The organism is Streptomyces sp. NPDC060027 (assembly GCF_042737005.1).
GTDB lineage: Bacteria > Actinomycetota > Actinomycetes > Streptomycetales > Streptomycetaceae > Streptomyces.
Genome location: NZ_JBHWVI010000005.1, coordinates 77,964 through 101,600, shown reverse-complemented (window position 1 = coordinate 101,600; position 23,637 = coordinate 77,964). Strand labels below are relative to the sequence as shown.

Annotated in this window: 22 protein-coding genes; 20 read left to right on the top strand and 2 right to left on the bottom strand. The window is 70.4% G+C overall.

Translation table 11 applies throughout. From position 1 onward, the window contains the following. Nucleotides 1–41: 41 nt before the first annotated feature. Together ACFWBT_RS02790 and galE are read right to left on the bottom strand one after the other, a co-directional pair. Nucleotides 42–980: a cation diffusion facilitator family transporter gene (locus ACFWBT_RS02790; RefSeq protein ID WP_385694974.1), complete on the bottom strand. Its 939-nt coding sequence runs from the start codon at nucleotides 978–980 to the stop codon at nucleotides 42–44. A 135-nt stretch (nucleotides 981–1,115) separates the two neighbouring features. Next, on the bottom strand, nucleotides 1,116–2,096 hold the full coding sequence (gene galE / locus ACFWBT_RS02785) for a UDP-glucose 4-epimerase GalE (protein ID WP_385694971.1): 981 nt from the start codon (nucleotides 2,094–2,096) through the stop codon (nucleotides 1,116–1,118). Between the two features lie 319 nt (nucleotides 2,097–2,415). Here galE and ACFWBT_RS02780 point away from each other — a divergent pair, with 319 nt between their 5' ends. The 20 genes from ACFWBT_RS02780 to ACFWBT_RS02685 all read left to right on the top strand — a co-directional run bounded on the left by ACFWBT_RS02780 (nucleotide 2,416) and on the right by ACFWBT_RS02685 (nucleotide 23,577). Beyond that, nucleotides 2,416–4,212, top strand: coding sequence for a DUF5941 domain-containing protein (locus ACFWBT_RS02780; RefSeq protein ID WP_385695010.1), 1,797 nt, complete (start codon nucleotides 2,416–2,418; stop codon nucleotides 4,210–4,212). Then, on the top strand, nucleotides 4,209–4,961 hold the full coding sequence (locus ACFWBT_RS02775) for a sugar phosphate nucleotidyltransferase (protein ID WP_385694968.1): 753 nt from the start codon (nucleotides 4,209–4,211) through the stop codon (nucleotides 4,959–4,961). Before ACFWBT_RS02780 ends, ACFWBT_RS02775 begins: the two co-directional genes overlap by 4 nt. Beyond that, a complete protein-coding gene (locus tag ACFWBT_RS02770; protein WP_385694964.1) occupies nucleotides 4,949–6,010 on the top strand; it encodes an iron-containing alcohol dehydrogenase family protein in 1,062 nt (353 codons plus the stop codon). The genes ACFWBT_RS02775 and ACFWBT_RS02770 overlap by 13 nt, the downstream gene beginning before the upstream one ends. Next, complete coding sequence (locus tag ACFWBT_RS02765) at nucleotides 5,988–6,767, top strand: CDP-alcohol phosphatidyltransferase family protein (RefSeq protein ID WP_385694961.1); 780 nt, start codon at nucleotides 5,988–5,990, stop codon at nucleotides 6,765–6,767. The genes ACFWBT_RS02770 and ACFWBT_RS02765 overlap by 23 nt, the downstream gene beginning before the upstream one ends. Beyond that, entirely contained in the window at nucleotides 6,764–7,648 is an 885-nt protein-coding gene (locus tag ACFWBT_RS02760) for a glycosyltransferase family 2 protein (RefSeq protein WP_385694958.1), read from the top strand. Before ACFWBT_RS02765 ends, ACFWBT_RS02760 begins: the two co-directional genes overlap by 4 nt. 98 nt (nucleotides 7,649–7,746) lie before the next feature. Beyond that, nucleotides 7,747–8,676: an ABC transporter permease gene (locus ACFWBT_RS02755; protein ID WP_385694956.1), complete on the top strand. Its 930-nt coding sequence runs from the start codon at nucleotides 7,747–7,749 to the stop codon at nucleotides 8,674–8,676. After that, complete coding sequence (locus ACFWBT_RS02750; protein ID WP_385694954.1) at nucleotides 8,669–9,448, top strand: ABC transporter ATP-binding protein; 780 nt, start codon at nucleotides 8,669–8,671, stop codon at nucleotides 9,446–9,448. Before ACFWBT_RS02755 ends, ACFWBT_RS02750 begins: the two co-directional genes overlap by 8 nt. A 358-nt stretch (nucleotides 9,449–9,806) precedes the next feature. Then, complete coding sequence (gene hpnC, locus ACFWBT_RS02745) at nucleotides 9,807–10,709, top strand: squalene synthase HpnC (RefSeq protein ID WP_385694951.1); 903 nt, start codon at nucleotides 9,807–9,809, stop codon at nucleotides 10,707–10,709. Continuing rightward, nucleotides 10,706–11,656 (top strand): presqualene diphosphate synthase HpnD, encoded by a 951-nt coding sequence (gene hpnD, locus ACFWBT_RS02740; RefSeq protein WP_385694948.1) that lies wholly within the window; start codon nucleotides 10,706–10,708, stop codon nucleotides 11,654–11,656. Before hpnC ends, hpnD begins: the two co-directional genes overlap by 4 nt. Next, nucleotides 11,656–11,796, top strand: a complete 141-nt coding sequence (locus tag ACFWBT_RS02735) for a DUF6380 family protein (RefSeq protein ID WP_385694945.1) — start codon at nucleotides 11,656–11,658, stop codon at nucleotides 11,794–11,796. The genes hpnD and ACFWBT_RS02735 overlap by 1 nt, the downstream gene beginning before the upstream one ends. After that, complete coding sequence (gene hpnE, locus ACFWBT_RS02730; RefSeq protein ID WP_385694943.1) at nucleotides 11,793–13,199, top strand: hydroxysqualene dehydroxylase HpnE; 1,407 nt, start codon at nucleotides 11,793–11,795, stop codon at nucleotides 13,197–13,199. Before ACFWBT_RS02735 ends, hpnE begins: the two co-directional genes overlap by 4 nt. Continuing rightward, the gene (locus tag ACFWBT_RS02725) at nucleotides 13,196–14,326 is read left to right on the top strand and encodes a polyprenyl synthetase family protein (RefSeq protein WP_385694941.1); all 1,131 of its coding nucleotides are present in this window, start codon (nucleotides 13,196–13,198) and stop codon (nucleotides 14,324–14,326) included. The genes hpnE and ACFWBT_RS02725 overlap by 4 nt, the downstream gene beginning before the upstream one ends. Nucleotides 14,327–14,478: 152 nt before the next feature. Next, a complete protein-coding gene (gene shc / locus ACFWBT_RS02720) occupies nucleotides 14,479–16,479 on the top strand; it encodes a squalene--hopene cyclase (RefSeq protein ID WP_385694939.1) in 2,001 nt (666 codons plus the stop codon). Then, entirely contained in the window at nucleotides 16,479–17,120 is a 642-nt protein-coding gene (locus ACFWBT_RS02715) for a 1-hydroxy-2-methyl-2-butenyl 4-diphosphate reductase (RefSeq protein ID WP_385694936.1), read from the top strand. Before shc ends, ACFWBT_RS02715 begins: the two co-directional genes overlap by 1 nt. Nucleotides 17,121–17,125: 5 nt before the next feature. Next, nucleotides 17,126–18,148 carry an adenosyl-hopene transferase HpnH gene (gene hpnH, locus ACFWBT_RS02710; RefSeq protein ID WP_261706226.1) on the top strand — a complete coding sequence of 341 codons (1,023 nt, stop codon included), beginning with the start codon at nucleotides 17,126–17,128 and terminating at the stop codon, nucleotides 18,146–18,148. A 4-nt stretch (nucleotides 18,149–18,152) separates the two neighbouring features. Next, nucleotides 18,153–19,310: a flavodoxin-dependent (E)-4-hydroxy-3-methylbut-2-enyl-diphosphate synthase gene (ispG, locus tag ACFWBT_RS02705; protein WP_385694933.1), complete on the top strand. Its 1,158-nt coding sequence runs from the start codon at nucleotides 18,153–18,155 to the stop codon at nucleotides 19,308–19,310. 27 nt (nucleotides 19,311–19,337) lie between these two features. Continuing rightward, nucleotides 19,338–21,290 (top strand): 1-deoxy-D-xylulose-5-phosphate synthase, encoded by a 1,953-nt coding sequence (gene dxs / locus ACFWBT_RS02700; RefSeq protein ID WP_385694930.1) that lies wholly within the window; start codon nucleotides 19,338–19,340, stop codon nucleotides 21,288–21,290. Further along, on the top strand, nucleotides 21,287–22,687 hold the full coding sequence (locus ACFWBT_RS02695; protein WP_385694927.1) for an aspartate aminotransferase family protein: 1,401 nt from the start codon (nucleotides 21,287–21,289) through the stop codon (nucleotides 22,685–22,687). Before dxs ends, ACFWBT_RS02695 begins: the two co-directional genes overlap by 4 nt. Before the next feature lie 108 nt (nucleotides 22,688–22,795). Beyond that, complete coding sequence (locus ACFWBT_RS02690) at nucleotides 22,796–23,431, top strand: helix-turn-helix domain-containing protein (protein WP_385694924.1); 636 nt, start codon at nucleotides 22,796–22,798, stop codon at nucleotides 23,429–23,431. 29 nt (nucleotides 23,432–23,460) lie between these two features. Then, nucleotides 23,461–23,577: a DUF6126 family protein gene (locus tag ACFWBT_RS02685; protein ID WP_356166334.1), complete on the top strand. Its 117-nt coding sequence runs from the start codon at nucleotides 23,461–23,463 to the stop codon at nucleotides 23,575–23,577. Nucleotides 23,578–23,637: the final 60 nt, after the last annotated feature.

The window sequence follows — 23,637 nt, the reverse complement described above, 5'->3', positions numbered from 1 at the left end:
ACGCTAACAGGCGGCGCCGCGGTGCCGCCTCCGGATTTCCGTCAGTGGCAGAGCTTCGCCTCGTGTTCCGCGTGTCCGCTCGGCTCCAGCTGGAAGGTGCAGTGCTCGACGTCGAAGTGGACGCCCAGGCAGCCCTGGAGCTCGTGAAGGATCTTCTCGTGCCCGATCGCGTTCAGGACGTCGGAGCTGACGACCACGTGCGCGGAGAGGACCGGCATGCCCGAGGTGATGGTCCAGGCATGCAGGTCGTGGACGTCCTCGACACCGTCGAGGGCCAGGATGTGGGCGCGTACGTCCGCCATGTCGACGCCCTTGGGCGCCGCCTCCAGGAGCACGTCGAGCGTCTCGTGGAGCAGCTTCCAGGTGCGCGGCACGATCATCAGGGCGATGGCGATCGAGGCGATCGGGTCCGCGGCCTGCCAGCCCGTGGTCATGATCACCACCGCGGAGATGATGACCGCCACCGAGCCCAGCGCGTCCGCGGCCACCTCCAGGAAGGCGCCGCGCACGTTCAGGCTGTCCTTCTGCCCGCGCATCAGCAGTGTCAGCGACACCGTGTTGGCGACCAGACCGATCACACCGAACACGATGGTCAGTCCGCCCTCGGTGTCCGCGGGCGTCACGAAGCGCTGGATCGCCTCGACGAGCACATAGCCGCCGACCACGAGCAGCAGCAGACAGTTGGCGAGCGCGGCGAGGATCTCGGCCCGCGCGAGGCCGAAGGTGCGGTTCTCGCTCGGCGGGCGGGCCGCGAAGTGGATCGCGAGGAGGGCCATGCCCAGCCCCAGCGCGTCCGTCGCCATGTGCGCCGCGTCCGCGACGAGCGCCAGCGAATCGGCGAGCAGGCCACCGAAGATCTCGACGACCATGACGGTGAGCGTGATCGCCAGCGCGACACGCAGCCTCCCGCGGTACGCGGCTGCCGCCGTACCGGTCGGGGGAGCGCCGTGCGCGTGCCCGTGGTCGTGCCCAGCCCCCATGAAAGCCGCCTCCCGTGTTCCGCTCGGTCGTCACAGTGAACTACGGGCGGGGGGTACCGGGCAACGCGGCACTGAACACCGTTGTCATATGCTCTGACCTGCGGAAACGAACAGCAGGTCAGAGCACCGGCAGGGTCACGCGGAGGTGGTCTCCGGGTGGTGCAGCAGCCAGCCCCGCCAGGCCGACTCCACCATCTCGCGCACCTCGCGCCGCGCGCGCCAGTCCAGCTCGTCCGCCGCCAGGGCGGCCGAGGCGACCGCGCGCGGGGCGTCACCCGGGCGGCGCGGCTCGACGAGCGGCTGCCGGGTGTCCCCGGTGACCTCGGCGACGAGCGTCATGAGCTCCCGCACGGAGACCCCTTCGCCGCGGCCGATGTTCACCGTCAGATCACCGCTCGCACCGTCCGCCAGCCGCCGGGCCGCCGTGAGATGCGCCTCGGCGAGGTCGGCGACATGGATGTAGTCGCGCACGCAGGTGCCGTCCGGCGTCGGGTAGTCGTCGCCGAAGATCCGTGGGGCCTCGTCACGGGTGAGGCGGTCGAACACCATCGGGATGATGTTGAAGACGCCCGTGTCGGCGAGTTCCGGCGAGGCCGCGCCCGCCACGTTGAAGTAGCGCAGGCACACGGTGGCGATGCCGTGCGCCCGGCCGGCCGCCCGCACCAGCCACTCGCCGGCGAGCTTCGTCTCGCCGTAGGGGCTCAGCGGGGCGCAGGGAGTGCCCTCCGTGATGAGGTCCACATCGGGGTTGCCGTAGACGGCCGCCGACGAGGAGAACACGAAGCGCTTGACGCCCGCCCCGGCGACCGCCTCCAGGAGCGTCGCGAGACCGCCCACGTTCTCCTGGTAGTAGCGCGTCGGTTCGGCCACGGACTCACCGACCTGTTTGCGCGCGGCGAGGTGCACGACGCCCGTCACCGCGTGCTCCGCCAGGACCCGCTTGAGCAGATCCCCGTCCAGCGACGACCCCTGAACCAGCGGGATGCTCTCCGGAAGCCGGTTCGGAATCCCGGACGAGAGGTCGTCGAGGGCGACGACCCGCTCTCCGGCCTCCGCCATCGCCCGGGCCACGTGTGCCCCGATGTATCCGGCTCCGCCTGTGATCAGCCATGTCATGGAGCACCACCCTATGCCGGTCCCGCGCGGCGTCCGCCGTGCCCCGCTCCCGGGGGTGAGGGGCGTGCTGCGCACCGTGCCGAGAATGCGCCGGTCTGTGAACCCGGGTTTGTGACCCGGGCCCGGAATCCCCGATGATGATCGCGGTGTCTGCAAGGCAAAACCGGTTGATCGGGCCGTGAACGGGCGGTGAACGCTGTCTTCCGTTCATCGGATACCCTCTGCCGACATGCCGCCGGGCCCGCCGCCGCGGGCCGGGGCCATCCCATCACGTACACGCCAGGCGTCAGGCCGCGCCAGCATTCAGGGAGTGAGTTCGCTGTCGACCGCCATCCTCACCGGCCAGCCGGTCCCCGGATCGTCGCTCGAAGGCGATCTGCGGTCACTCGGCTTCGACGTGCGGCTCGCCTCTGACACGGGCGAGACCGAGGCACTCCTCGCCGCCGCGCCGGCGAACGAACGGGTAGCCGTCGTCGACGCCCGCTTCGTGGGCCACGTACACGCCCTGCGCCTCGGCCTCACCGACCCCCGCTTCGCGGCCTCCGCACTGCCCGGCGCCGTATCCGTGCAGCCCGAGGCCCGGCGGGCGCTGGCCCGCGCCATGGCCCAGGAGGCCGGCGCCGCGGGCGGTGTGGCCGTCACCACGGAGAACCTCGTCGACCGCCTCGGCGCGGATCTCGACGCCGACGGCCTCGCCGTCCACCGCCCCGAGCTCGGCAGCCTCGTCGCCGCCGTCCCCGCCGATCCGCAGGAGCACAACGAGGTCCGGCAGTCCGTGCTGGCCGTCGACGACGAGGCCGTACGGCTGCGCAGCGCCGTCAAGGCCCGCGACGGCTTCTTCACCACGTACTGCATCAGCCCGTACTCGCGCTACATCGCCCGCTGGTGCGCCCGCCGCGGTCTGACCCCGAACCAGGTCACCACCGCCTCGCTGATCACCGCGCTGATCGCCGCGAGCTGCGCCGCCACCGGCACCCGCCTCGGCTTCGTCGCGGCCGGGCTGCTGCTCCTGTTCTCCTTCGTCCTGGACTGCACGGACGGACAGCTCGCCCGCTACTCCCTCCAGTACTCGACGCTCGGCGCCTGGCTGGACGCGACCTTCGACCGCGCCAAGGAGTACGCCTACTACGCGGGCCTCGCGCTCGGCGCGGCCCGCGGCGGCGACGACGTATGGGCGCTCGCGCTCGGCGCGATGATCCTGCAGACCTGCCGGCACGTCGTGGACTTCTCCTTCAACGAGGCGAACCACGACGCCGAGGCCAACACCAGCCCCACCGCCGCCCTCTCGGGCAAGCTCGACAGCGTCGGCTGGACGGTCTGGGTGCGCCGGATGATAGTTCTGCCCATCGGCGAACGATGGGCGATGATCGCCGTTCTCACGGCGCTGACGACCCCCCGTATCACCTTCTACGCGCTGCTCGCCGGCTGCGCCTTCGCGGCCACCTACACCACGGCGGGCCGGGTGCTGCGCTCGCTGACCCGCAAGGCGCGCCGCACGGACCGCGCCGCCCGAGCGCTCGTGGACCTCACCGACTCCGGCCCGCTCGCCGAGTACCTGACGCGTTTCGCCGGCCGCCTCCCGCGGATCGGCCCGGCTCCTGTCGCCTTCGTGGCCGGGGCGATCGTCGTGACGTCCGCCGCACTCGCCCCCTACGGCAGCTGGTGGCCCGTCCTGGGTGCCGCCGTGTACGTCCTGCTGTCGCCGGTCGCCCTGGTCAGGCCCCTGAAGGGCGCCCTCGACTGGCTGGTGCCGCCGTTCTACCGCGCGGCCGAGTACCTCACCGTTCTGGTCCTGGCGGCCAACGCCGACGTGAACGGAGCGCTCCCGGCGGCTTTCGGCCTGGTGGCCGCGGTCGCCTACCATCACTACGACACGGTGTACCGCATCCGCGGCAACGCCGGAGCCCCCCCGCACTGGCTGGTGCGGGCGATCGGCGGGCACGAAGGCAGGACGCTGCTGGTCACCGTCCTGGCCGCGCTGCTCGCCGCCTCACAGTTCAAGGTCGCGCTCACGGTGTTCGCCGTGGCCGTCGCCCTACTGGTGCTCGCCGAGAGCATCCGCTTCTGGGTGTCCACCGGGGCGCCCGCCGTACACGATGAAGGAGAACCCGCATGATCGGCCTTGTACTGGCAGCCGGCGCCGGACGGCGTCTGCGCCCCTACACCGACAGCCTCCCGAAGGCTCTCGTGCCGGTGGGCCCCGCGGGCGCAGAGGACTCCCTCACCGTCCTGGACCTGACCCTCGGCAACTTCGCCGAGATCGGTCTGACCGAGGTCGGCATCATCGTCGGCTACCGCAAGGAAGCCGTGTACGACCGCAAGGCGGCCCTTGAGGAGAAGTACGGCCTCAAGATCACGCTCATCGACAACGACAAGGCCGAGGAGTGGAACAACGCCTACTCCCTGTGGTGCGGCCGTGACGCCCTCAAGGACGGCGTCATACTCGCCAACGGCGACACCGTGCACCCGGTCTCCGTCGAGCGGACGCTGCTCGCCGCCCGCGGCGAGGGCAAGAAGATCATCCTCGCCCTCGACACGGTGAAGAAGCTCGCCGACGAGGAGATGAAGGTCGTCGTGGACCCCGACAAGGGCGTCCAGAAGATCACCAAGCTCATGGACCCGTCCGAGGCCACCGGTGAGTACATCGGCGTGACCCTCATCGAGGGTGCCGCCGCCGACGAGCTGGCCGACGCCCTGAAGACGGTCTGGGAGACGGACCCGCAGCAGTTCTACGAGCACGGCTACCAGGAGCTCGTCAACCGCGGCTTCCAGATCGACGTCGCGCCGATCGGTGAGGTCAAGTGGGTCGAGATCGACAACCACGACGACCTGGCCAAGGGACGTGAGATCGCGTGCCAGTACTGACGAGGCTCATCCCCTCGCCGGTCGTCGTCGACATCCGTCCGGGTGCCCTGGACGACCTGGCGAGCGTGCTCAGCGACGAGCGCATCTCGCACTCGGGCAAGCTGGCCATAGCGGTCAGCAACGGCTCGGGCGCGAGGCTGCGCGAGCGGATCGCCCCGACCCTGCCGGGCGCCACCTGGTACGAGGTCGGCGGCGGCACGCTCGACGACGCGATCCGGCTGGCCGGCGACATGAAGTCCGGGCACTACGACGCCGTCGTGGGCCTGGGCGGCGGCAAGATCATCGACTGCGCGAAGTTCGCCGCGGCGCGGATCGGGCTGCCCCTGGTCGCCGTGCCCACGAACCTCGCGCACGACGGTCTGTGCTCGCCGGTCGCCACCCTCGACAACGACGCGGGCCGCGGCTCGTACGGCGTGCCGAACCCGATCGCCGTGCTCATCGACCTCGACGTGATCCGTGAGGCGCCGGTCCGGTTCGTCCGGGCGGGCATCGGAGACGCGATCTCCAACATCAACGCGATCGCCGACTGGGAGCTGGCCAACCGGGTCAACGGAGAGAAGATCGACGGGCTGGCCGCCGCCATGGCGCGCCAGGCGGGCGAGGCCGTGCTCCGGCACCCCGGCGGTGTCGGCGACAACGGCTTCCTCCAGGTGCTCGCGGAGGCGCTCGTCCTCACCGGCGTCGCGATGTCGATCTCGGGCGACTCCCGCCCGGCCTCCGGCTCCTGCCACGAGATCAACCACGCCTTCGACCTCCTCTTCCCCCAGCGCGCCGCGAGCCACGGCGAGCAGTGCGGCCTGGGCGCGGCCTTCGCGATGTACATGCGCGGGGCGCACGAGGAAGCGGCGTTCATGGCCGAGGTGCTGCACCGGCACGGACTGCCGGTACTGCCCGAGGAGATCGGCTTCACCGTGGACGAGTTCGTGCAGGTCGTGGAGTTCGCTCCGCGGACCCGGCCCGGCCGCTACACGATCCTCGAGCACCTCGACCTGAAACCCAACCAGATCAAGGACATCTACTCCGACTATGCCAAGGCCATCAGTAGCTGAACTCCGCCCCGTCGTTCACCCCCCTGGGGTGAAGGACCGGCGCAGCGGTGAGCACTGGGCGGGACGCCTGTACATGCGAGAGATCTCGCTGCGCTGCGACCGCTACCTGGTGAACACCAGGATCACGCCCAACCAGCTCACGTACCTGATGACCCTGTGCGGCGTGCTCGCGGCCCCGGCACTGCTGGTGCCGGGGATCGCGGGCGCCGTGCTCGGCGTGGTGATGGTCCAGCTGTATCTGCTGCTCGACTGTGTCGACGGCGAGGTCGCGCGCTGGAAGAAGCAGTACTCCCTCGGCGGGGTCTACCTCGACCGCGTCGGCGCCTACCTGACCGACGCGGCCGTCCTCGTCGGCCTCGGTCTGCGCGCCGCCGACCTGTGGGGCACGGGCAGCGTCGACTGGCTGTGGGCCTTCCTCGGCACACTGGCCGCCCTCGGCGCGATCCTGATCAAGGCCGAGACCGATCTCGTCGGCGTCGCCCGCCATCAGGGCGGCCTGCCACCGGTCAAGGAGTCCGCCTCCGAGCCCCGCTCCTCGGGCGTGGCGCTGGCCCGCAGGGCCGCCGCGGCCCTCAAGTTCCACCGGCTGGTCCTCGGTATCGAGGCCTCCCTGCTGATCCTCGTCCTCGCGATCGCGGACCAGATCAGGGGAGACCTGTTCTTCACCCGGCTCGGCACCGCCGTGCTCGCCGGCATCGCGATCCTGCAGACGGTGCTGCACCTCGTGTCCATCCTCGCTTCGAGCAGGCTCAAGTGAGTACGGCGACGAAGGTCGGCGCGGTGATCATCACCATGGGCAACCGTCCCGACGAACTCCGGGCCCTTCTCGACTCCGTCGCCAAGCAGGACGGCGACCGCGTCGAGGTGGTGGTCGTCGGCAACGGCTCACCCGTCCCGGACGTCCCCGCGGGCGTCCGCACGGTCGAGCTGCCCGAGAACCTCGGCATCCCCGGCGGGCGCAACGTCGGTATCGAGGCCTTCGGCCCCGGCGGCACCGACGTGGACGTTCTCCTCTTCCTGGACGACGACGGACTGCTGGCCCGCCACGACACGGCCGAGCTGTGCCGCCGGGCCTTCGCCGACGACCCGGACCTCGGCATCATCAGCTTCCGCATCGCCGACCCCGAGACCGGCGAGACCCAGCGCCGCCATGTCCCGAGGCTGCGCGCCGCCGACCCGATGCGCTCCTCGCGCGTCACCACGTTCCTCGGCGGCGCCAACGCGGTCCGCACGAAGGTCCTCGCCGAGGTCGGCGGGCTCCCGGACGCCTTCTTCTACGCCCATGAGGAGACCGATCTGGCCTGGCGGGCCCTCGACGCCGGCTGGATGATCGACTACCGGTCCGACATGGTGCTGTACCACCCGACGACCGCCCCCTCGCGGCACGCGGTGTACCACCGCATGGTGGCCCGCAACCGCGTCTGGCTCGCACGCCGCAACCTGCCCGCGCCGCTCGTCCCGGTCTACCTCGGTGTCTGGATGCTCCTGACACTTCTGCGCCGCCCCTCGCGAGCGGCCCTGCGTGCCTGGTTCGGCGGATTCAGGGAAGGCTGGACCAGTCCGTGCGGACCCCGCAGTCCCATGAAGTGGCGTACGGTGTGGCGGCTGACTCGACTGGGCCGACCTCCCGTCATCTGACAAGCTCGATTCTGAGAGCATTCGGGCCGTACCCGGTCCCCGGCTCATGCCCAAGCCCGACCCGGCTGTGTGCATCTTGAAGACGAAAGTTTCCACTTGTGAGTGAGACAACGCATGACGGCGGAGTCGCGGTGAGCGACCGACCGTCGCCCGATGACGGGCTTTCCGCGGCCGAGATGGCCGCCAAGTACGGGCTCGCGGTCAGCGGTGCCCGGCCCGGGCTCGTCGAGTACGTTCGTCAGCTCTGGGGCCGGCGGCACTTCATCCTCGCCTTCTCGCAGGCGAAGCTCACCGCCCAGTACAGCCAGGCCAAACTGGGCCAGCTGTGGCAGGTGGCGACGCCGCTGCTGAACGCGTTCGTCTATTACCTGATCTTCGGCCTGATCCTGAAGGCCAACCGCGGTATGTCGAACGACGTGTACATCCCGTTCCTGGTGACCGGCGTCTTCGTCTTCACCTTCACGCAGAGCTCGATCATGGCGGGCGTCCGGGCGATCTCGGGCAACCTCGGACTGGTGCGCGCGCTGCACTTCCCGCGCGCCTCGCTGCCGATCTCGTTCGCCCTCCAGCAGCTCCAGCAGCTGCTCTTCTCGATGATCGTGCTGTTCATCGTGGTGATCGCCTTCGGCAGCTACCCGGGCCTGTCCTGGCTGCTGATCCTCCCGGTGCTGTTCCTGCAGTTCCTCTTCAACACCGGCCTCGCGCTGATGGTGGCGAGGATGGGCGCCAAGACACCGGACCTCGCGCAGCTGATGCCGTTCATCCTGCGCACGTGGATGTACGCCTCCGGCGTCATGTTCTCCATCAGCACCATGCTCGCCGGCCGCCCCGAATGGATCGCCCGCGCGCTCCAGGCGAACCCGGCCGCCGTCTACATGGACCTGATGCGCTTCGCGCTCATCGACGGCTACGGCTCGTCCAACCTGCCGCCGCACGTGTGGGGCATCGCCGTCTTCTGGGCCGTGGTCGCGGCCGTCGGCGGGTTCGTGTACTTCTGGAAGGCTGAAGAGAGGTACGGCCGTGGCTGAGACCGAGAAGAGGTCGCACATCCCGACCGTCATCGCGGACGAACTGCACATCGTCTACCGCGTGAACGGCGCCAAGACCGGCAAGGGCAGCGCCACCGCCGCCCTCAGCCGCATCCTCAAGCGCGGCGAGGAGCGCGGAGTGCGCAAGGTGCACGCCGTCAAGGGCGTCTCCTTCACCGCGTACCGGGGCGAGGCCATCGGCCTCATCGGTTCGAACGGCTCCGGCAAGTCCACCCTCCTGCGAGCCATCGCCGGCCTGCTCCCCGCGGAGAAGGGCAAGGTCTTCACCGACGGCCAGCCCTCGCTGCTCGGCGTGAACGCCGCCCTGATGAACGACCTGACCGGCGAGCGGAACGTCATATTGGGCGGGCTCGCGATGGGCATGTCCCGCGAGCAGATCAGGGAGCGCTACGAGGGCATCGTCGAGTTCTCCGGGATCAACGACAAGGGCGACTTCATCACCCTGCCGATGCGGACCTACTCCTCCGGAATGGCGGCCCGGCTCCGGTTCTCCATCGCGGCGGCCAAGGACCACGACGTCCTGATGATCGACGAGGCCCTCGCGACCGGCGACCGCTCCTTCCAGAAGCGGTCCGAGGCCCGCATCCGCGAGCTGCGCAAGAGCGCGGGCACGGTGTTTCTGGTCAGTCACAACAACAAGTCGATCCGCGACACCTGCGACCGGGTCCTGTGGCTGGAGCGCGGCGAGCTGCGCATGGACGGAGCGACCGATGAGGTCCTCAAGGAGTACGAGAAGTTCACGGGCAAGTAGCCCGTTTCGCCCAGGGCCCCGCCGGAACTCTCCGGCGGGGCCCTGCGTCTGCAAAGGAAACGCCAACTCCCGTCGGCCTTAGGAATCTTGACGCCAATCGGTGTGTTGTTGTGATGTGCAGGACACCCCGACGGACTGTGCCGCGTTGTACAACGTAAGCTGTACCGGTGCTGAATCGCGGCAAGTAGGGCGATAATACGCGACACCCGGCACCGTCGCGCTGTGCGGATCTCCGGGCGGCGTGTCCGAAATGGGCAGTGTTGGGTCGGCAGTGTAGAACGGGAGATGTGACGGCAATGGCTACGGTGACTCTCCAGCTCCGCGATGCGTGTGCCGTCCTCGCGCCGGGCGGCGAGCGGTGACCGAAGCCGGGACGGTCCGCACCGGTGATCCGGTGCGCGGCACCCTCGACAAAGCCGCGGACGAGAACTTCCCCGTCGCCCCGTTCTTCCTGCCCAGGGCCTGGCGCGACGATCTGATGGCCGTGTACGGCTTCGCCCGCCTCGTCGACGACATCGGTGACGGCGACCTCGCCCCCGGCGGGGCGGACGCCCGCCTCCTCGGCGTACCGGCCGCCCGGGCGGAGGACCGCATGGCCCTCCTGGACGCCCTCGAAGCCGATCTTCACCGTGTGTTCGACTCGGCCCCGCGCCACCCCCTGCTGAGCCGGCTCCAGCCCACCGTCCGCCGCGCGGGCCTCACCCCCGAGCCCTTCCTCGCCCTGATCGCGGCCAACCGCCAGGACCAGCTGGTCCAGCGGTACGAGACCTATGACGATCTGCTCGCCTACTGCGAACTCTCCGCGAACCCCGTCGGCCGCCTGGTCCTCTCGGTCACCGGAACGTCCACGCCCGAGCGGGTCCGCCACTCCGACGCGGTGTGCACGGCGCTGCAGATCGTCGAACACCTTCAGGACGTCGCCGAGGACCTCGGCCGCGACCGCGTCTACCTGCCCGCCGAGGACATGAAACGTTTTCATGTCGTCGAAGCGGACCTTGCCGTCCTCACAGCAGGCGCATCGGTGCGAGCACTGGTTGCATACGAAGCAGAACGCGCCTTGAACCTCCTGAATGAAGGCACCCCCCTCGTGGGTAGCGTCCACGGCAGGCTGAAACTGCTGCTCGCGGGGTTCGTTGCGGGGGGAAGGGCGGCAATCCGTGCGATTGCCGCCGCCGAATACGACGTACTTCCCGGCCCGCCCAAGCCCGGCAAGCTCCAGTTGCTGCGCGAGGTGGGAGTGACTCTGCGAGGAGAGGGGTGATCCGGACCGTGGAGTCGGAACAGCACGTGTCCGCACCGGTACTCGCCGCGTACAGCTACTGCGAGGCAGTGACCGGTCAGCAGGCCCGTAATTTCGCGTACGGCATCAGGCTTCTGCCGACGCCCAAGCGCCGTGCGATGTCGGCGCTCTACGCGTTCTCGCGACGCGTCGACGACATCGGCGACGGCACGCTGGCGCCGGACGTGAAGGCCGTGCGCCTCGAGGAGACCCGGGCCGTGCTCGCCCGCGTCCGCGCGGGCACCGTCGACGAGGACGACACCGACCCGGTCGCCGTCGCCCTCAGTCACACCGCCGAGTACTTCCCGGTACCCCTCGCGGGCCTGGACGAACTCATCGACGGCGTGCTGATGGACGTACGCGGCGAGGCGTACGAGACCTGGGACGACCTGAAGGTCTACTGCCGGTGCGTGGCCGGGGCGATCGGGCGGCTCTCGCTCGGGGTCTTCGGCACCGAACCGGGGGCGCGTGGCGCCGAGCGCGCGCCGGAGTACGCCGACACGCTCGGGCTCGCGCTCCAGCTCACCAACATCCTGCGGGACGTCCGCGAGGACGCCGAGGGCGGGCGCACCTATCTGCCCGCCGACGACCTGGCCAAGTTCGGCTGCTCGGCCGGGTTCGACGGGCCGACTCCGCCGCCGGGCTCCGACTTCGCGGGGCTCGTGCACTTCGAAGTACGCCGGGCCCGCGCCCTCTTCGCCGAGGGCTACCGGCTGCTGCCCATGCTGGACCGGCGCAGCGGGGCGTGCGTCGCGGCCATGGCGGGCATCTACCGGCGTCTCCTCGACCGCATCGAGCGCGAGCCGGAGGCCGTGCTGCGCGGCCGGGTCTCGCTGCCGGGCCGTGAGAAGGCGTACGTCGCCGTGCGCGGCCTCTCCGGTCTGGACGCCCGGCACGCCTCCCGCCGTACCGTCCGGAGGCGCGTCTGATGGACAATATGGGCCAAGGTGACTCCACCGGAGAAAAGCGGCACGCAACCCTCCGGAGCCGGGCGGCGTCCCTGACTGCAACGGCCTGCCGTGCATCGTTCAATCAACACGGCGGGGCCGCAGGGGAGGGTGCACGATGAGCGAGGTCGAGTCCACGGACGACTCCGGCCGGGCCACCGCCGTGGTGATCGGCGGCGGGCTCGCCGGGATCACCGCCGCGCTCGCGCTGGCCGACGCCGGGCTGCGGGTGACGCTGCTCGAAGGCCGGCCGCGCCTCGGCGGTCTCGCGTTCTCCTTCCAGCGCGGCGCGCTCACCGTGGACAACGGACAGCACGTCTATCTGCGCTGCTGCACCGCCTACCGCTGGTTCCTCGACCGCGTCGACGGAACCTCGCTCGCACCCCTGCAGGATCGTCTCGACGTGCCCGTTCTCGACGCGGAGGCGGCTCCCGGACGACGGCTCGGCAGAATCGGCCGCAGCGCTCTGCCCGTGCCGCTGCATCTGGCGCGCAGCCTCGCGACGTATCAACATCTGTCGCTCGCCGAGCGTGCCAACGTCGGCCGTGCCGCGCTCGCGCTCAAGGGCCTGGATCTCACCGATCCGGCACTCGACGCGCAGAACTTCGGCGACTGGCTCGCCGGGCACGGTCAGTCGGAACGTGCCGTCGAAGCACTGTGGGACCTCGTGGGGGTCGCCACCCTCAACGCGGTGGCCCAGGACTCCTCGCTCGGGCTCGCCGCGATGGTGTTCAAGACGGGTCTGCTGTCCGACCCGGGCGCGGCCGACATCGGCTGGGCGCGCGTCCCGCTGGGCGAACTGCACGACACCCTCGCCCGCAAGGCGCTCGACTCCGCGGGCGTGCGTACCGAGATCCGTACACGCGTCACCTCCATCTCCTCCTACGAAAACGGACGTTGGAGCGTTCAGGTTCCCGGCGAGCGCATCGAGGCCGACACCGTCGTGCTGGCCGTACCCCAGCGCGAGGCCCACGATCTGCTGCCGGAGGGTGCGCTCGACGCCCCCGAGCGGCTTCTGGAGATCGGCACCGCGCCGATCCTCAACATCCACGTCGTCTACGACCGGAAGGTCCTCACCGCGCCGTTCTTCGCCGCGCTCGGCTCCCCGGTGCAGTGGGTCTTCGACCGCACCGAGGCGTCCGGACTCCGGGAGGGCCAGTACCTGGCCCTGTCGCAGTCGGCGGCGCAGGACGAGATCGACAAGCCCGTCTCCGCGCTGCGGGAGCGGTATCTGCCGGAGCTGGAGCGGCTGCTGCCCGGTGCGCGCGGCGCCGAGGTGAAGGACTTCTTCGTGACCAGGGAGCGCACCGCGACGTTCGCTCCCGCCCCGGGCGTCGGGCGGCTGCGGCCCGGTGCCCGCACCAAGGCCCCCGGCCTGTACCTGGCCGGAGCGTGGACCGCCACAGGGTGGCCCGCGACCATGGAGAGTGCGGTTCGCAGTGGCGTCGTCGCGGCGGGCGCCGCGCTGGACGCCCTGGGCCGGCCCCGCGACCACCTTCTCGGAGTCTTCGAGGAGGCGGCATGACGCTCGACCGGAGCATCGCGGGCCCCCGCACCCCCGGTACCGCAACAAGAGGAGAGATTGTGCCCACTGTGCCCCCGGCCGAAGCGGCTGCCGACGCGGTGGACGTGACCGCGCTCCTGGAGCGCGGCCGGACCCTGGCCACACCGGTGCTGAAGGCGGCCGTCGACCGTCTGGCGGCGCCCATGGACACCGTCGCCGCCTACCACTTCGGCTGGATCGACGCCGAGGGCAACCCCGCGGACGGCGACGGCGGCAAGGCGGTGCGCCCCGCGCTCGCCGTGCTCTCCGCGCAGGCCGCCGGTGCCGAGCCCGAGGTGGGCGTCCCCGGCGCGGTCGCGGTCGAGCTGGTGCACAACTTCTCGCTCCTGCACGACGACCTGATGGACGGCGACGAGCAGCGCCGCCACCGCGACACCGTGTGGAAGGTGCACGGCCCCGCCCAGGCCATCCTGGTCGGCGACGCCCTGTTCGCGCTGGCCAACGAGGTCCTCCTGGAGCTCGGCACCGTCGAGGCCGGCCGCGCCACCCGGCGTCTGACCACCGCCACCCGGGCCCTGATCGACGGCCAGGCCCAGGACATCTCCTACGAGCACCGCGACCGCGTCAGCGTCGAGGAGTGCCTGGAGATGGAGGGCAACAAGACCGGCGCCCTGCTCGCCTGCGCCTGCTCGATCGGCGCGGTCCTCGGCGGCGCCGACGACCTCACCGCCGACACGCTGGAACGGTACGGCTACCACCTCGGCCTCGCCTTCCAGGCCGTCGACGACCTTCTCGGCATCTGGGGCGACCCGGAGGCCACCGGAAAGCAGACCTGGAGCGATCTGCGCCAGCGCAAGAAGTCCCTGCCGGTCGTGGCCGCGCTCGCCGCGGGCGGTCCCGCCTCGGAGCGGCTCGGTGACCTGCTCGCCGAGGACGCCAAGGCCAGCGACTTCGAGAACTTCTCCGAGGAGGAGTTCGCCGCGCGCGCCGCGCTCATCGAGGAGGCGGGCGGCCGCGAGTGGACCGCCCAGGAGGCGCGCCGCCAGCACGCGATCGCCATCGAGGCGCTGGACGCCGTTCCGATGCCCGAACACGTACGGGCCCAGCTCGTGGCGCTCGCCGACTTCGTCGTCGTACGAAAGAGATGATCGTTATCGGTCGAATAAACCTCGCGTAGTCGCCGGCCGGTGCCTTTCCCAAGCTTCGAACCTCGTTCGAGCGGGGGGATATCCATCCGAACGAACGCACCGGCCGACGGCGGACCCACAGCAGAGACGTACCACTGCACGAAGGGGAAGCCATGACAGCGACGACCGACGGAAGCACCGGGGCTCTGCCTCCCCGCGCTGCCTCGGCCAGCGAAACCCAGCACGAGACGACGCCCGAGGCGGCCGGGACAGTCGAGACCCGAGACGCCGCCACGCGCGCCATCGAGCGTGCCACGGACTTCCTGCTCGCGCGGCAGGACGCCCAGGGCTGGTGGAAGGGCGACCTCGAGACGAACGTCACCATGGACGCCGAGGACCTGCTTCTCCGTCAGTTCCTGGGAATCCGCGACGAGCCGACCACCCGCGGCGCCGCGCTGTTCATCCGCGGCGAGCAGCGCGAGGACGGCACCTGGGCCTCGTTCTACGGAGGTCCGGGCGAGATCTCCACCACGATCGAGGCGTACGTCGCCCTGCGGCTGGCCGGGGACGCCCCGGACGAGCCGCACATGGCGAAGGCGTCCGCGTGGATCCGCGAGCGCGGCGGCCTCGCCGCGGCCCGTGTCTTCACCCGGATCTGGCTCGCCCTCTTCGGCTGGTGGAAGTGGGACGACCTGCCCGAACTGCCGCCGGAGCTCATCTACTTCCCCAAGTGGATGCCGCTGAACATCTACGACTTCGGCTGCTGGGCGCGGCAGACGATCGTGCCGCTCACCATCGTCTCGGCGAAGCGTCCGGTGCGGCCCGCGCCGTTCCCGCTCGACGAGCTGCACACCGATCCACGCCATCCCAACCCGGCCAAGCGCCTTGCCCGGGTGGCCAGTTGGGACGGTGCCTTCCAGCGCCTGGACAAGGCGCTGCACCAGTACCGCAAGGTCGCGCCGCGCGCTCTGCGCAGGGCGGCGATGAACACGGCGGCCCGCTGGATCATCGAGCGCCAGGAGAACGACGGTTGCTGGGGAGGCATCCAGCCGCCCGCCGTCTACTCGGTCATCGCCCTCCATCTGCTGGGTTACGACCTCGAACACCCGGTGATGCGCGAGGGGCTGGCCTCACTGGACCGTTTCGCCGTGTGGCGCGAGGACGGTGCCCGGATGATCGAGGCGTGCCAGTCGCCGGTGTGGGACACCTGCCTGGCGACCATCGCGCTGGCCGACGCCGGGGTGCCGGCCGACCATCCGCAGCTCGTCAAGGCCGCGGACTGGATGCTCGGGGAGGAGATCGTCCGGCCCGGCGACTGGTCGGTCAAGCGGCCCCAACTGCCGCCCGGCGGGTGGGCGTTCGAGTTCCACAACGACAACTACCCCGACATCGACGACACCGCGGAGGTCGTCCTCGCGCTGCGCCGCGTCCGGCACCACGACCCGGACCGCGTCGAGAACGCCATCGGACGCGGGGTCCGCTGGAATCTCGGCATGCAGTCCAAGGACGGCGGATGGGGCGCGTTCGACGTCGACAACACCAGCGCCTTTCCCAACCGGCTGCCGTTCTGCGACTTCGGGGAGGTGATCGATCCGCCGTCCGCGGATGTCACCGCGCACGTGGTGGAGATGCTGGCGGTGGAGGGGCTCGCGCACGACCCGCGCACCCGCCGGGGCATCGCATGGCTGCTCGCCAACCAGGAGCCGAACGGGTCCTGGTTCGGGCGCTGGGGTGTCAACTACGTGTACGGCACGGGGTCGGTGGTCCCGGCTCTCGTGGCGGCCGGGCTGCCCGGCTCGCACCCGGCGATCCGCCGGGCCGTGGCCTGGCTGGAGGCCGTGCAGAACGACGACGGCGGCTGGGGCGAGGACATGCGCTCCTACGACGACGTCGGGTGGAGCGGGCGCGGCGCCTCGACCGCCTCCCAGACCGGCTGGGCGCTGCTCGCCCTGCTGGCCGCGGGGGAGGGCGACTCCAAGGCGGTGGAGCGCGGGGTCGTCTGGCTGGCGGAGACCCAGCTGTCCGACGGCTCCTGGGACGAGCCGTACTTCACGGGGACCGGCTTCCCGTGGGACTTCTCGATCAACTATCACCTCTACCGGCAGGTCTTCCCGCTCACCGCGCTCGGTCGCTACGTCCACGGAGAGCCCTTCTCCGCGGCCGAGGGGGGCTGATGGACAGGCCGCCCGCACCGGCCCCGCTGCTGATCGCCTGCGCGCTCGGCATCGAGCACCTCGCCCTGCGCATCGGCGACCGGAGCGGCGCCGGCGGGCCGGTCACCGTGCTGCGTACGGGCATGGGGCCCAAGGCCGCCGACCGGTCGGTCACCCGGGTGCTCGCCGACCCGGCGCTGACCGCGGCTGCCGTGCTGGCCACCGGCTTCTGCGCGGGGCTCGCCCCGGGCATGCACCCCGGTGACCTGGTCGTCGCCGAGGAGACCCGGGACCCGAGCGGCACCACGCCGTGCGTGGGCACCGATCTCCTGGTCAAGGAACTCGTGCGCGCCGTTCCCGGCCGCACCGTCCACACGGGGCCGCTCACCGGCTCCGATCACGTCGTCCGCGGTCACGAGCGTTCCGATCTGCTCGCGACCGGCGCCATCGCCGTCGACATGGAGTCCGCGGCCACCCTGCTCGGCGCGGTCCGCACGGGGCCGCGTCCCGTTGCGGCCGTACGGGTGGTCGTGGATGCTCCAGAACATGAACTCGTCCGTATTGGCACAGTGCGCGGTGGAATATCGGCTTTCCGCGTTCTTCGTGCCGTGCTTCCCGCTTTCTTTGAATGGCACCGTTCTTTGTTGCTCCCTCGGAGGTGAGCCGTATGGCCATGCCGCTTCGGCAGTCCATGAAGGTCGCTGCGTACCTGTTTGAACAGAAGCTCAGGAAGCGGGACAAGTTCGCCCTGCTCGTCGAGTTGGAACCGCTCTTCGCGTGCAACCTCGCGTGCGAGGGCTGCGGCAAGATCCAGCATCCCGCGGGTGTGCTCAAGCAGCGCATGCCCGTGGCCCAGGCCGTGGGAGCAGTCCTCGAATCCGGTGCGCCGATGGTGTCCATCGCCGGTGGCGAGCCGCTGATGCACCCTCAGATCGATGAGATCGTCCGGCAGTTGGTGGCCAAGAAGAAGTTCGTCTTCCTCTGCACCAACGCGATGCTGCTGCGCAAGAAGATGGACAAGTTCAAGCCCTCGCCGTACTTCGCCTGGGCCGTGCACATCGACGGGCTGCGTGAGCGGCACGACGAGTCCGTCGCGAAGGAAGGGGTCTTCGACGAGGCGGTCGCGGCCATCAAGGAGGCCAAGCGCCGCGGCTTCCGGGTCACCACCAACTCGACCTTCTTCAACACCGACACCCCGCAGACCATCATCGAGGTGCTCAACTACCTCAATGACGACCTGAAGGTCGACGAGATGATGCTCTCGCCCGCCTACGCCTACGAGAAGGCCCCCGACCAGGAGCACTTCCTCGGCGTCCAGCAGACCCGGGAGCTGTTCAAGAAGGCCTTCGCGGGCGGCAACCGGCGCCGCTGGCGGCTCAACCAGAGCCCGCTCTTCCTGGACTTCCTGGAGGGCAAGGTCGACTTCCCGTGCACCGCGTGGGCGATCCCGAGCTACTCGCTCTTCGGCTGGCAGAAGCCCTGCTATCTGATGAGCGACGGGTACGTGCAGACGTACAAGCAGCTCCTGGAGGAGACCGACTGGGACTCCTACGGCCGAGGCAAGGACGACCGGTGTGCCAACTGCATGGCGCACTGCGGCTACGAGCCGACCGCGGTCCTCGCTACCATGGGCTCCCTCAAGGAGTCGATCCGGGCCGCCCGCGAGACCTTCACGGAAAGCCGCGGGTGACGTCGTGACCGCCGTTTCCCTGGGCCTCCCCGAAGTGCCGGTCCGCCCGATCGCGGAGCGCCGTGTCTCGCGGCGGATCCAGGTCGGACCGGTGGCGGTCGGGGGCGGGGCGCCCGTGTCGGTGCAGTCGATGACCACGACCCGTACGTCGGACGTCGGCGCCACCCTGCAGCAGATCGCGGAACTGACCGCGTCCGGCTGTCAGATCGTCCGCGTCGCCTGCCCCACGCAGGACGACGCGGACGCCCTCGCGACCATCGCCCGCAAGTCGCAGATCCCGGTGATCGCGGACATCCACTTCCAGCCGAAGTACGTGTTCGCGGCGATCGAGGCGGGCTGCGCGGCGGTGCGGGTGAACCCCGGGAACATCAAGCAGTTCGACGACAAGGTGAAGGAGATCGCGCGGGCCGCGAAGGACGCCGGGATCCCGATCCGTATCGGGGTGAACGCCGGCTCGCTCGACCGGCGGCTGCTCGAGAAGTACGGGAAGGCGACGCCCGAGGCGCTCGTGGAGTCGGCGCTGTGGGAGGCGTCGCTCTTCGAGGAGCACGGGTTCCGGGACATCAAGATCTCGGTCAAGCACAACGACCCGGTGATCATGGTCAACGCCTACCGGCAGCTGGCCGCCCAGTGCGACTATCCGCTGCACCTCGGCGTGACCGAGGCCGGGCCGGCGTTCCAGGGGACCATCAAGTCGGCCGTGGCGTTCGGGGCGCTGCTCTCCGAGGGCATCGGCGACACCATCAGGGTCTCCCTGAGCGCGCCGCCCGCCGAGGAGTGCAAGGTCGGCATCCAGATCCTGGAGTCGCTGGGGCTGCGGCAGCGGCGCCTGGAGATCGTCTCCTGCCCGTCCTGCGGGCGTGCCCAGGTCGACGTGTACAGGCTGGCCGACGAGGTCACGGCCGGTCTGGAGGGAATGGAGGTCCCGTTGCGCGTCGCGGTCATGGGCTGCGTCGTCAACGGTCCCGGCGAGGCGCGGGAGGCGGATCTGGGGGTCGCCTCCGGCAACGGCAAGGGGCAGATCTTCGTCAAGGGCGAGGTCATCAAGACCGTCCCCGAGTCGAAGATCGTCGAGACCCTCATCGACGAGGCGATGAAGATCGCCGAGCAGATGGAGAAGGACGGCGTCGTGTCCGGAGAACCGGCCGTCACCGTGAGCTGATCAGCACGGACCGAGAGGGGGCCCGACGTGACGATTCTGGAGAACATCCGGGGACCACGCGACCTGAAGGCGCTGTCCGAGGCGGAACTCGGTGAACTGGCCGAAGAGGTGAGGGAGTTCCTGGTGCACGCCGTCGCCAGGACCGGCGGTCACCTCGGACCCAACCTGGGAGTGGTGGAGCTGTCCATCGCCCTCCACCGGGTCTTCGAGTCGCCCGTGGACCGCATCCTGTGGGACACCGGCCATCAGAGCTACGTACACAAAATGCTGACAGGACGTCAGGACTTCTCCAAGCTGCGCAGCAAGGGCGGCCTGTCCGGCTATCCCTCGCGCGAGGAGTCCGAGCACGACGTCATCGAGAACAGCCACGCCTCCACGGCGCTCGGCTGGGCGGACGGGCTCGCCAAGGCCCGCCAGGTGCAGGGCGAGAAGGGCCACGTCGTCGCGGTCATCGGCGACGGCGCGCTCACCGGCGGCATGGCCTGGGAGGCGCTGAACAACATCGCCGCCGCCAAGGACCGGCCTCTGATCATCGTCGTCAACGACAACGAACGCTCGTACGCGCCGACCATCGGCGGCCTCGCGAACCACCTCGCGACCCTGCGGACCACCGACAGCTACGAGCAGATCCTCGCCTGGGGCAAGGACGTCCTGCTGCGCACCCCCGTCGTCGGCCACACGATCTACGAGTCCCTGCACGGCGCGAAGAAGGGCTTCAAGGACGCCTTCGCGCCGCAGGGCATGTTCGAGGACCTCGGGCTCAAATACGTCGGACCGATCGACGGCCACGACCTCGGCGCCGTGGAGTCCGCCCTGCGCCGGGCGAAACGCTTCCACGGGCCCGTGCTCATCCACTGCCTGACGGAGAAGGGCCGTGGCTACGAGCCCGCGCTCGCCCACGAGGAGGACCACTTCCACACGGTCGGGGTGATGGACCCGCTCACCTGCGAGCCTCTCGCACCGTCCAACGGCCCCTCCTGGACCTCCGTGTTCGGCGAGGAGATCGTCCGGATCGGCGAGGAGCGCGCGGACGTCGTGGCGATCACGGCGGCCATGCTGCATCCTGTGGGGCTCGGGAAGTTCGCCGAGAGGTTCCCCGACCGGGTGTGGGACGTCGGCATCGCCGAGCAGCACGCCACGGTCTCCGCGGCCGGACTCGCGACCGGCGGTCTCCACCCCGTCGTCGCCGTCTACGCGACCTTCCTCAACCGGGCCTTCGACCAGCTCCTCATGGATGTCGCCCTGCACCGCTGCGGCGTGACCTTCGTCCTCGACCGGGCCGGGATCACCGGTGTCGACGGCGCCTCGCACAACGGCATGTGGGACATGTCGATCCTCCAGGTCGTGCCCGGCCTCAGGATCGCCGCGCCGCGCGACGCCGACCAGCTGAGGGCCCAGCTGCGGGAGGCGGTCGCCGTCGACGACGCGCCGACGATGATCCGCTTCCCGAAGGAGTCGGTCGGCCCCGCGATCCCCGCGGTGGACCACGTGGGCGGGCTCGACGTCCTGCACCGGGGCGAGCGCCCCGAGGTGCTGCTCGTCGCCGTGGGGGTGATGGCCCCGGTCTGCCTCCAGGCAGCCGACCTGCTGGAGGCCCGCGGCATCGGCTGCACCGTCGTCGACCCCCGCTGGGTCAAGCCCGTCGACCCGGCGCTGCCGCCGCTCGCCGCCGAGCACCGGCTCGTCGCCGTCGTCGAGGACAACAGCCGGGCGTCGGGCGTCGGCGCGGCCGTCGCGCTGGCCCTCGGGGACGCCGAAGTCGACGTGCCCGTCAGGCGGTTCGGCATCCCGGAGCAGTTCCTCGCGCACGCCAAGCGCGCCGAGGTGCTGGCCGACATCGGGCTCACGCCCGTGGAGATCGCCGGGCGGATCAGCGCCGGCCTGGCGGTCAAGGACGAGCGGTCCAAGGCCGCCCACGAGCTGTCGAAGGCCGCCGACGTGCCGGCCGAGGATGAGTTGTCCAAGGAGAAGAAGGAATGACCGACCCTGCGGAGAAGGGGGAGTTCGACCTCGGCGCGCTCCTCGCCGAGCGTGGAGCCGAGCGCTACGAGCTGCACTCGAAGTACCTGAACCACCAGCTCCCGCGCATGCTGCACACCATCGGATTCGACAAGGTCTACGAGCGGGCCGAGGGCGCGCACTTCTGGGACGCCGACGGCAACGACTACCTCGACATGCTCGCCGGATTCGGGGTGATGGGCCTCGGCCGCCACCACCCCGTCGTCCGGCAGGCGCTGCACGACGTCCTCGACGCCTCGCTCGCCGACCTCACCCGCTTCGACTGCCAGCCGTTGCCGGGTCTGCTCGCGGAGCGACTGCTCGCCCACAGCCCGCACCTGGACCGGGTGTTCTTCGGCAACAGCGGAACGGAAGCGGTCGAGACCGCGCTGAAGTTCGCCCGGTACGCCACCGGCAGGCCGCGGATCCTGTACTGCTCGCACGCCTTCCACGGACTGACCACCGGCTCCCTGTCCGTGAACGGAGAGGACGGCTTCCGCGACGGCTTCGCACCGCTGCTGCCCGACACCGCCGTCCCGCTCGGTGATCTCGACGCCCTGGCCAGGGAGCTGAAGAAGGGCGACGTCGCCGCGCTGATCGTGGAACCGATCCAGGGCAAGGGCGTCCACGAGGCCCCGCCCGGCTACCTGCGCGCCGCCCAGGAACTGCTGCACCGGCACAAGGCCCTGCTCATCGCCGACGAGGTGCAGACCGGCCTGGGCCGGACCGGGGACTTCTACGCCTACCAGCACGAGGAGGGCGTCGAACCGGACCTGGTGTGCGTGGCCAAGGCGCTCTCCGGAGGCTATGTGCCGGTCGGCGCGACCCTCGGCAAGGACTGGATCTTCAAGAAGGTCTACTCCTCGATGGACCGGGTCCTCGTGCACTCGGCGAGCTTCGGTTCCAACGCGCAGGCCATGGCGGCGGGCCTCGCCGTGCTCTCCGTCATGGAGAACGACCAGATCGTCGCCAACGCCCGGGTCACCGGCGAGCAGCTGAGGTCCCGGCTGGCCGCGCTGATCGACCGGTACGAGCTGCTCAGCGACGTACGCGGCCGGGGCCTGATGATCGGCATCGAATTCGGCCGGCCCAAGTCGCTCAAACTGCGCAGCCGCTGGACCATGCTGCAGGCCGCGCGCAAGGGCCTGTTCGCACAGATGGTCGTCGTCCCGCTGCTCCAGCGGCACCGCATCCTCACCCAGGTCTCCGGCGACCACCTCGAAGTGATCAAGCTGATCCCGCCGCTGGTCATCGACGAGCACGATGTCGACCGGTTCGTGGAGGCCTTCACCGCGGTCATGGAGGACGCGCACAGCGGCGGCGGGCTGATGTGGGACTTCGGGAAGACGCTGGTGAAGCAGGCGGTGGCGAACCGCTGAGGCCCGCCAGGCCCGCCCTCACCGGCGGGCCGACGGAGAAGGGGCCGGACTCTTTGCCTCTGGGGCAAGAAAATTGCCTCGGAGGCAATCATCGGGCTCAATGGACCTATGAGCACCGATCCAGGGACGGTCGACGAGCCGTCCGACGAGCTGCACGCCGTGGCGCCCCGGCTCCGCGCGCTGCGCCGCGCCGGCTCCCTCACCCTGGAGGCCGCGGCCCGTGCCGCGGGACTCTCACCAGCCCATCTCTCCCGTCTGGAGACCGGGCAGCGCCAGCCCTCGCTGCCGATGCTGCTCACGCTGGCCCGCGTCTACGGTACGACGGTCTCCGAACTGCTCGGCGAGACGGTCGCCGACCGTGACGCGATCGTGCGGGCCGCCGACATGGACCCGGCCCCGGCGGGCGGCTGGACCTACTGGCAGGCCGGCGCGGCCGGCCGCGGCATGCAGGCGCTGCGCGTGCACGTCCCGTACGGCTCGCAGGGCGACATCGTGCGCGTCCACCCCGGCGAGGAGTGGCTGTATGTTCTCCAGGGGCGGCTCAGGCTGCGCCTCGGGGACGCCGCGCACGTGCTCGCGCCGGGGGACAGCGCCCACTTCGACTCGCTCACCCCGCACCGCATCGCGGCCGTCGAGCGCGACGGGGCCGAGCTCCTCTTCGTACACACCCTCTTGCAGAGCCCCGTCGCCGCGCTGTGCCTCGGCCCGGCGACCGCCCACCCCACCTCGGGAGAGACGTCATGACCGAACCCACGGAACCCCGCCGGCCCTCCATGGAGGAGAAGTTCCCGCGCGCCCTGTGGGTGCGGCTGATCATCTATGTCGCCGTCGGCCACCTCTTCGCGGCCTTCATCTACCTGCTCTTCACGCTGGGCGCGCAGAACCAGTAGCGCACCGGCCGGGCGCGCGGGACAGGCCGACGCCCGGGCCCGGCGCGGGGAACCGGCGGA

Bases quoted from the DNA above. Each gene is read 5' to 3' on its own strand.
- ACFWBT_RS02790 (WP_385694974.1), bottom strand. From the start codon at position 980: ATGGGGGCTGGGCACGACCACGGGCACGCGCACGGCGCTCCCCCGACC.
- galE (WP_385694971.1), bottom strand. From the start codon at position 2,096: ATGACATGGCTGATCACAGGCGGAGCCGGATACATCGGGGCACACGTG.
- ACFWBT_RS02775 (WP_385694968.1), top strand. From the start codon at position 4,209: ATGATCGGCCTTGTACTGGCAGCCGGCGCCGGACGGCGTCTGCGCCCC.
- ACFWBT_RS02765 (WP_385694961.1), top strand. From the start codon at position 5,988: ATGCCAAGGCCATCAGTAGCTGAACTCCGCCCCGTCGTTCACCCCCCT.
- ACFWBT_RS02735 (WP_385694945.1), top strand. From the start codon at position 11,656: ATGGACAATATGGGCCAAGGTGACTCCACCGGAGAAAAGCGGCACGCA.
- hpnE (WP_385694943.1), top strand. From the start codon at position 11,793: ATGAGCGAGGTCGAGTCCACGGACGACTCCGGCCGGGCCACCGCCGTG.
- ACFWBT_RS02725 (WP_385694941.1), top strand. From the start codon at position 13,196: ATGACGCTCGACCGGAGCATCGCGGGCCCCCGCACCCCCGGTACCGCA.
- shc (WP_385694939.1), top strand. From the start codon at position 14,479: ATGACAGCGACGACCGACGGAAGCACCGGGGCTCTGCCTCCCCGCGCT.
- ACFWBT_RS02715 (WP_385694936.1), top strand. From the start codon at position 16,479: ATGGACAGGCCGCCCGCACCGGCCCCGCTGCTGATCGCCTGCGCGCTC.
- hpnH (WP_261706226.1), top strand. From the start codon at position 17,126: ATGGCCATGCCGCTTCGGCAGTCCATGAAGGTCGCTGCGTACCTGTTT.
- ACFWBT_RS02695 (WP_385694927.1), top strand. From the start codon at position 21,287: ATGACCGACCCTGCGGAGAAGGGGGAGTTCGACCTCGGCGCGCTCCTC.
- ACFWBT_RS02690 (WP_385694924.1), top strand. From the start codon at position 22,796: ATGAGCACCGATCCAGGGACGGTCGACGAGCCGTCCGACGAGCTGCAC.
- ACFWBT_RS02685 (WP_356166334.1), top strand. From the start codon at position 23,461: ATGGAGGAGAAGTTCCCGCGCGCCCTGTGGGTGCGGCTGATCATCTAT.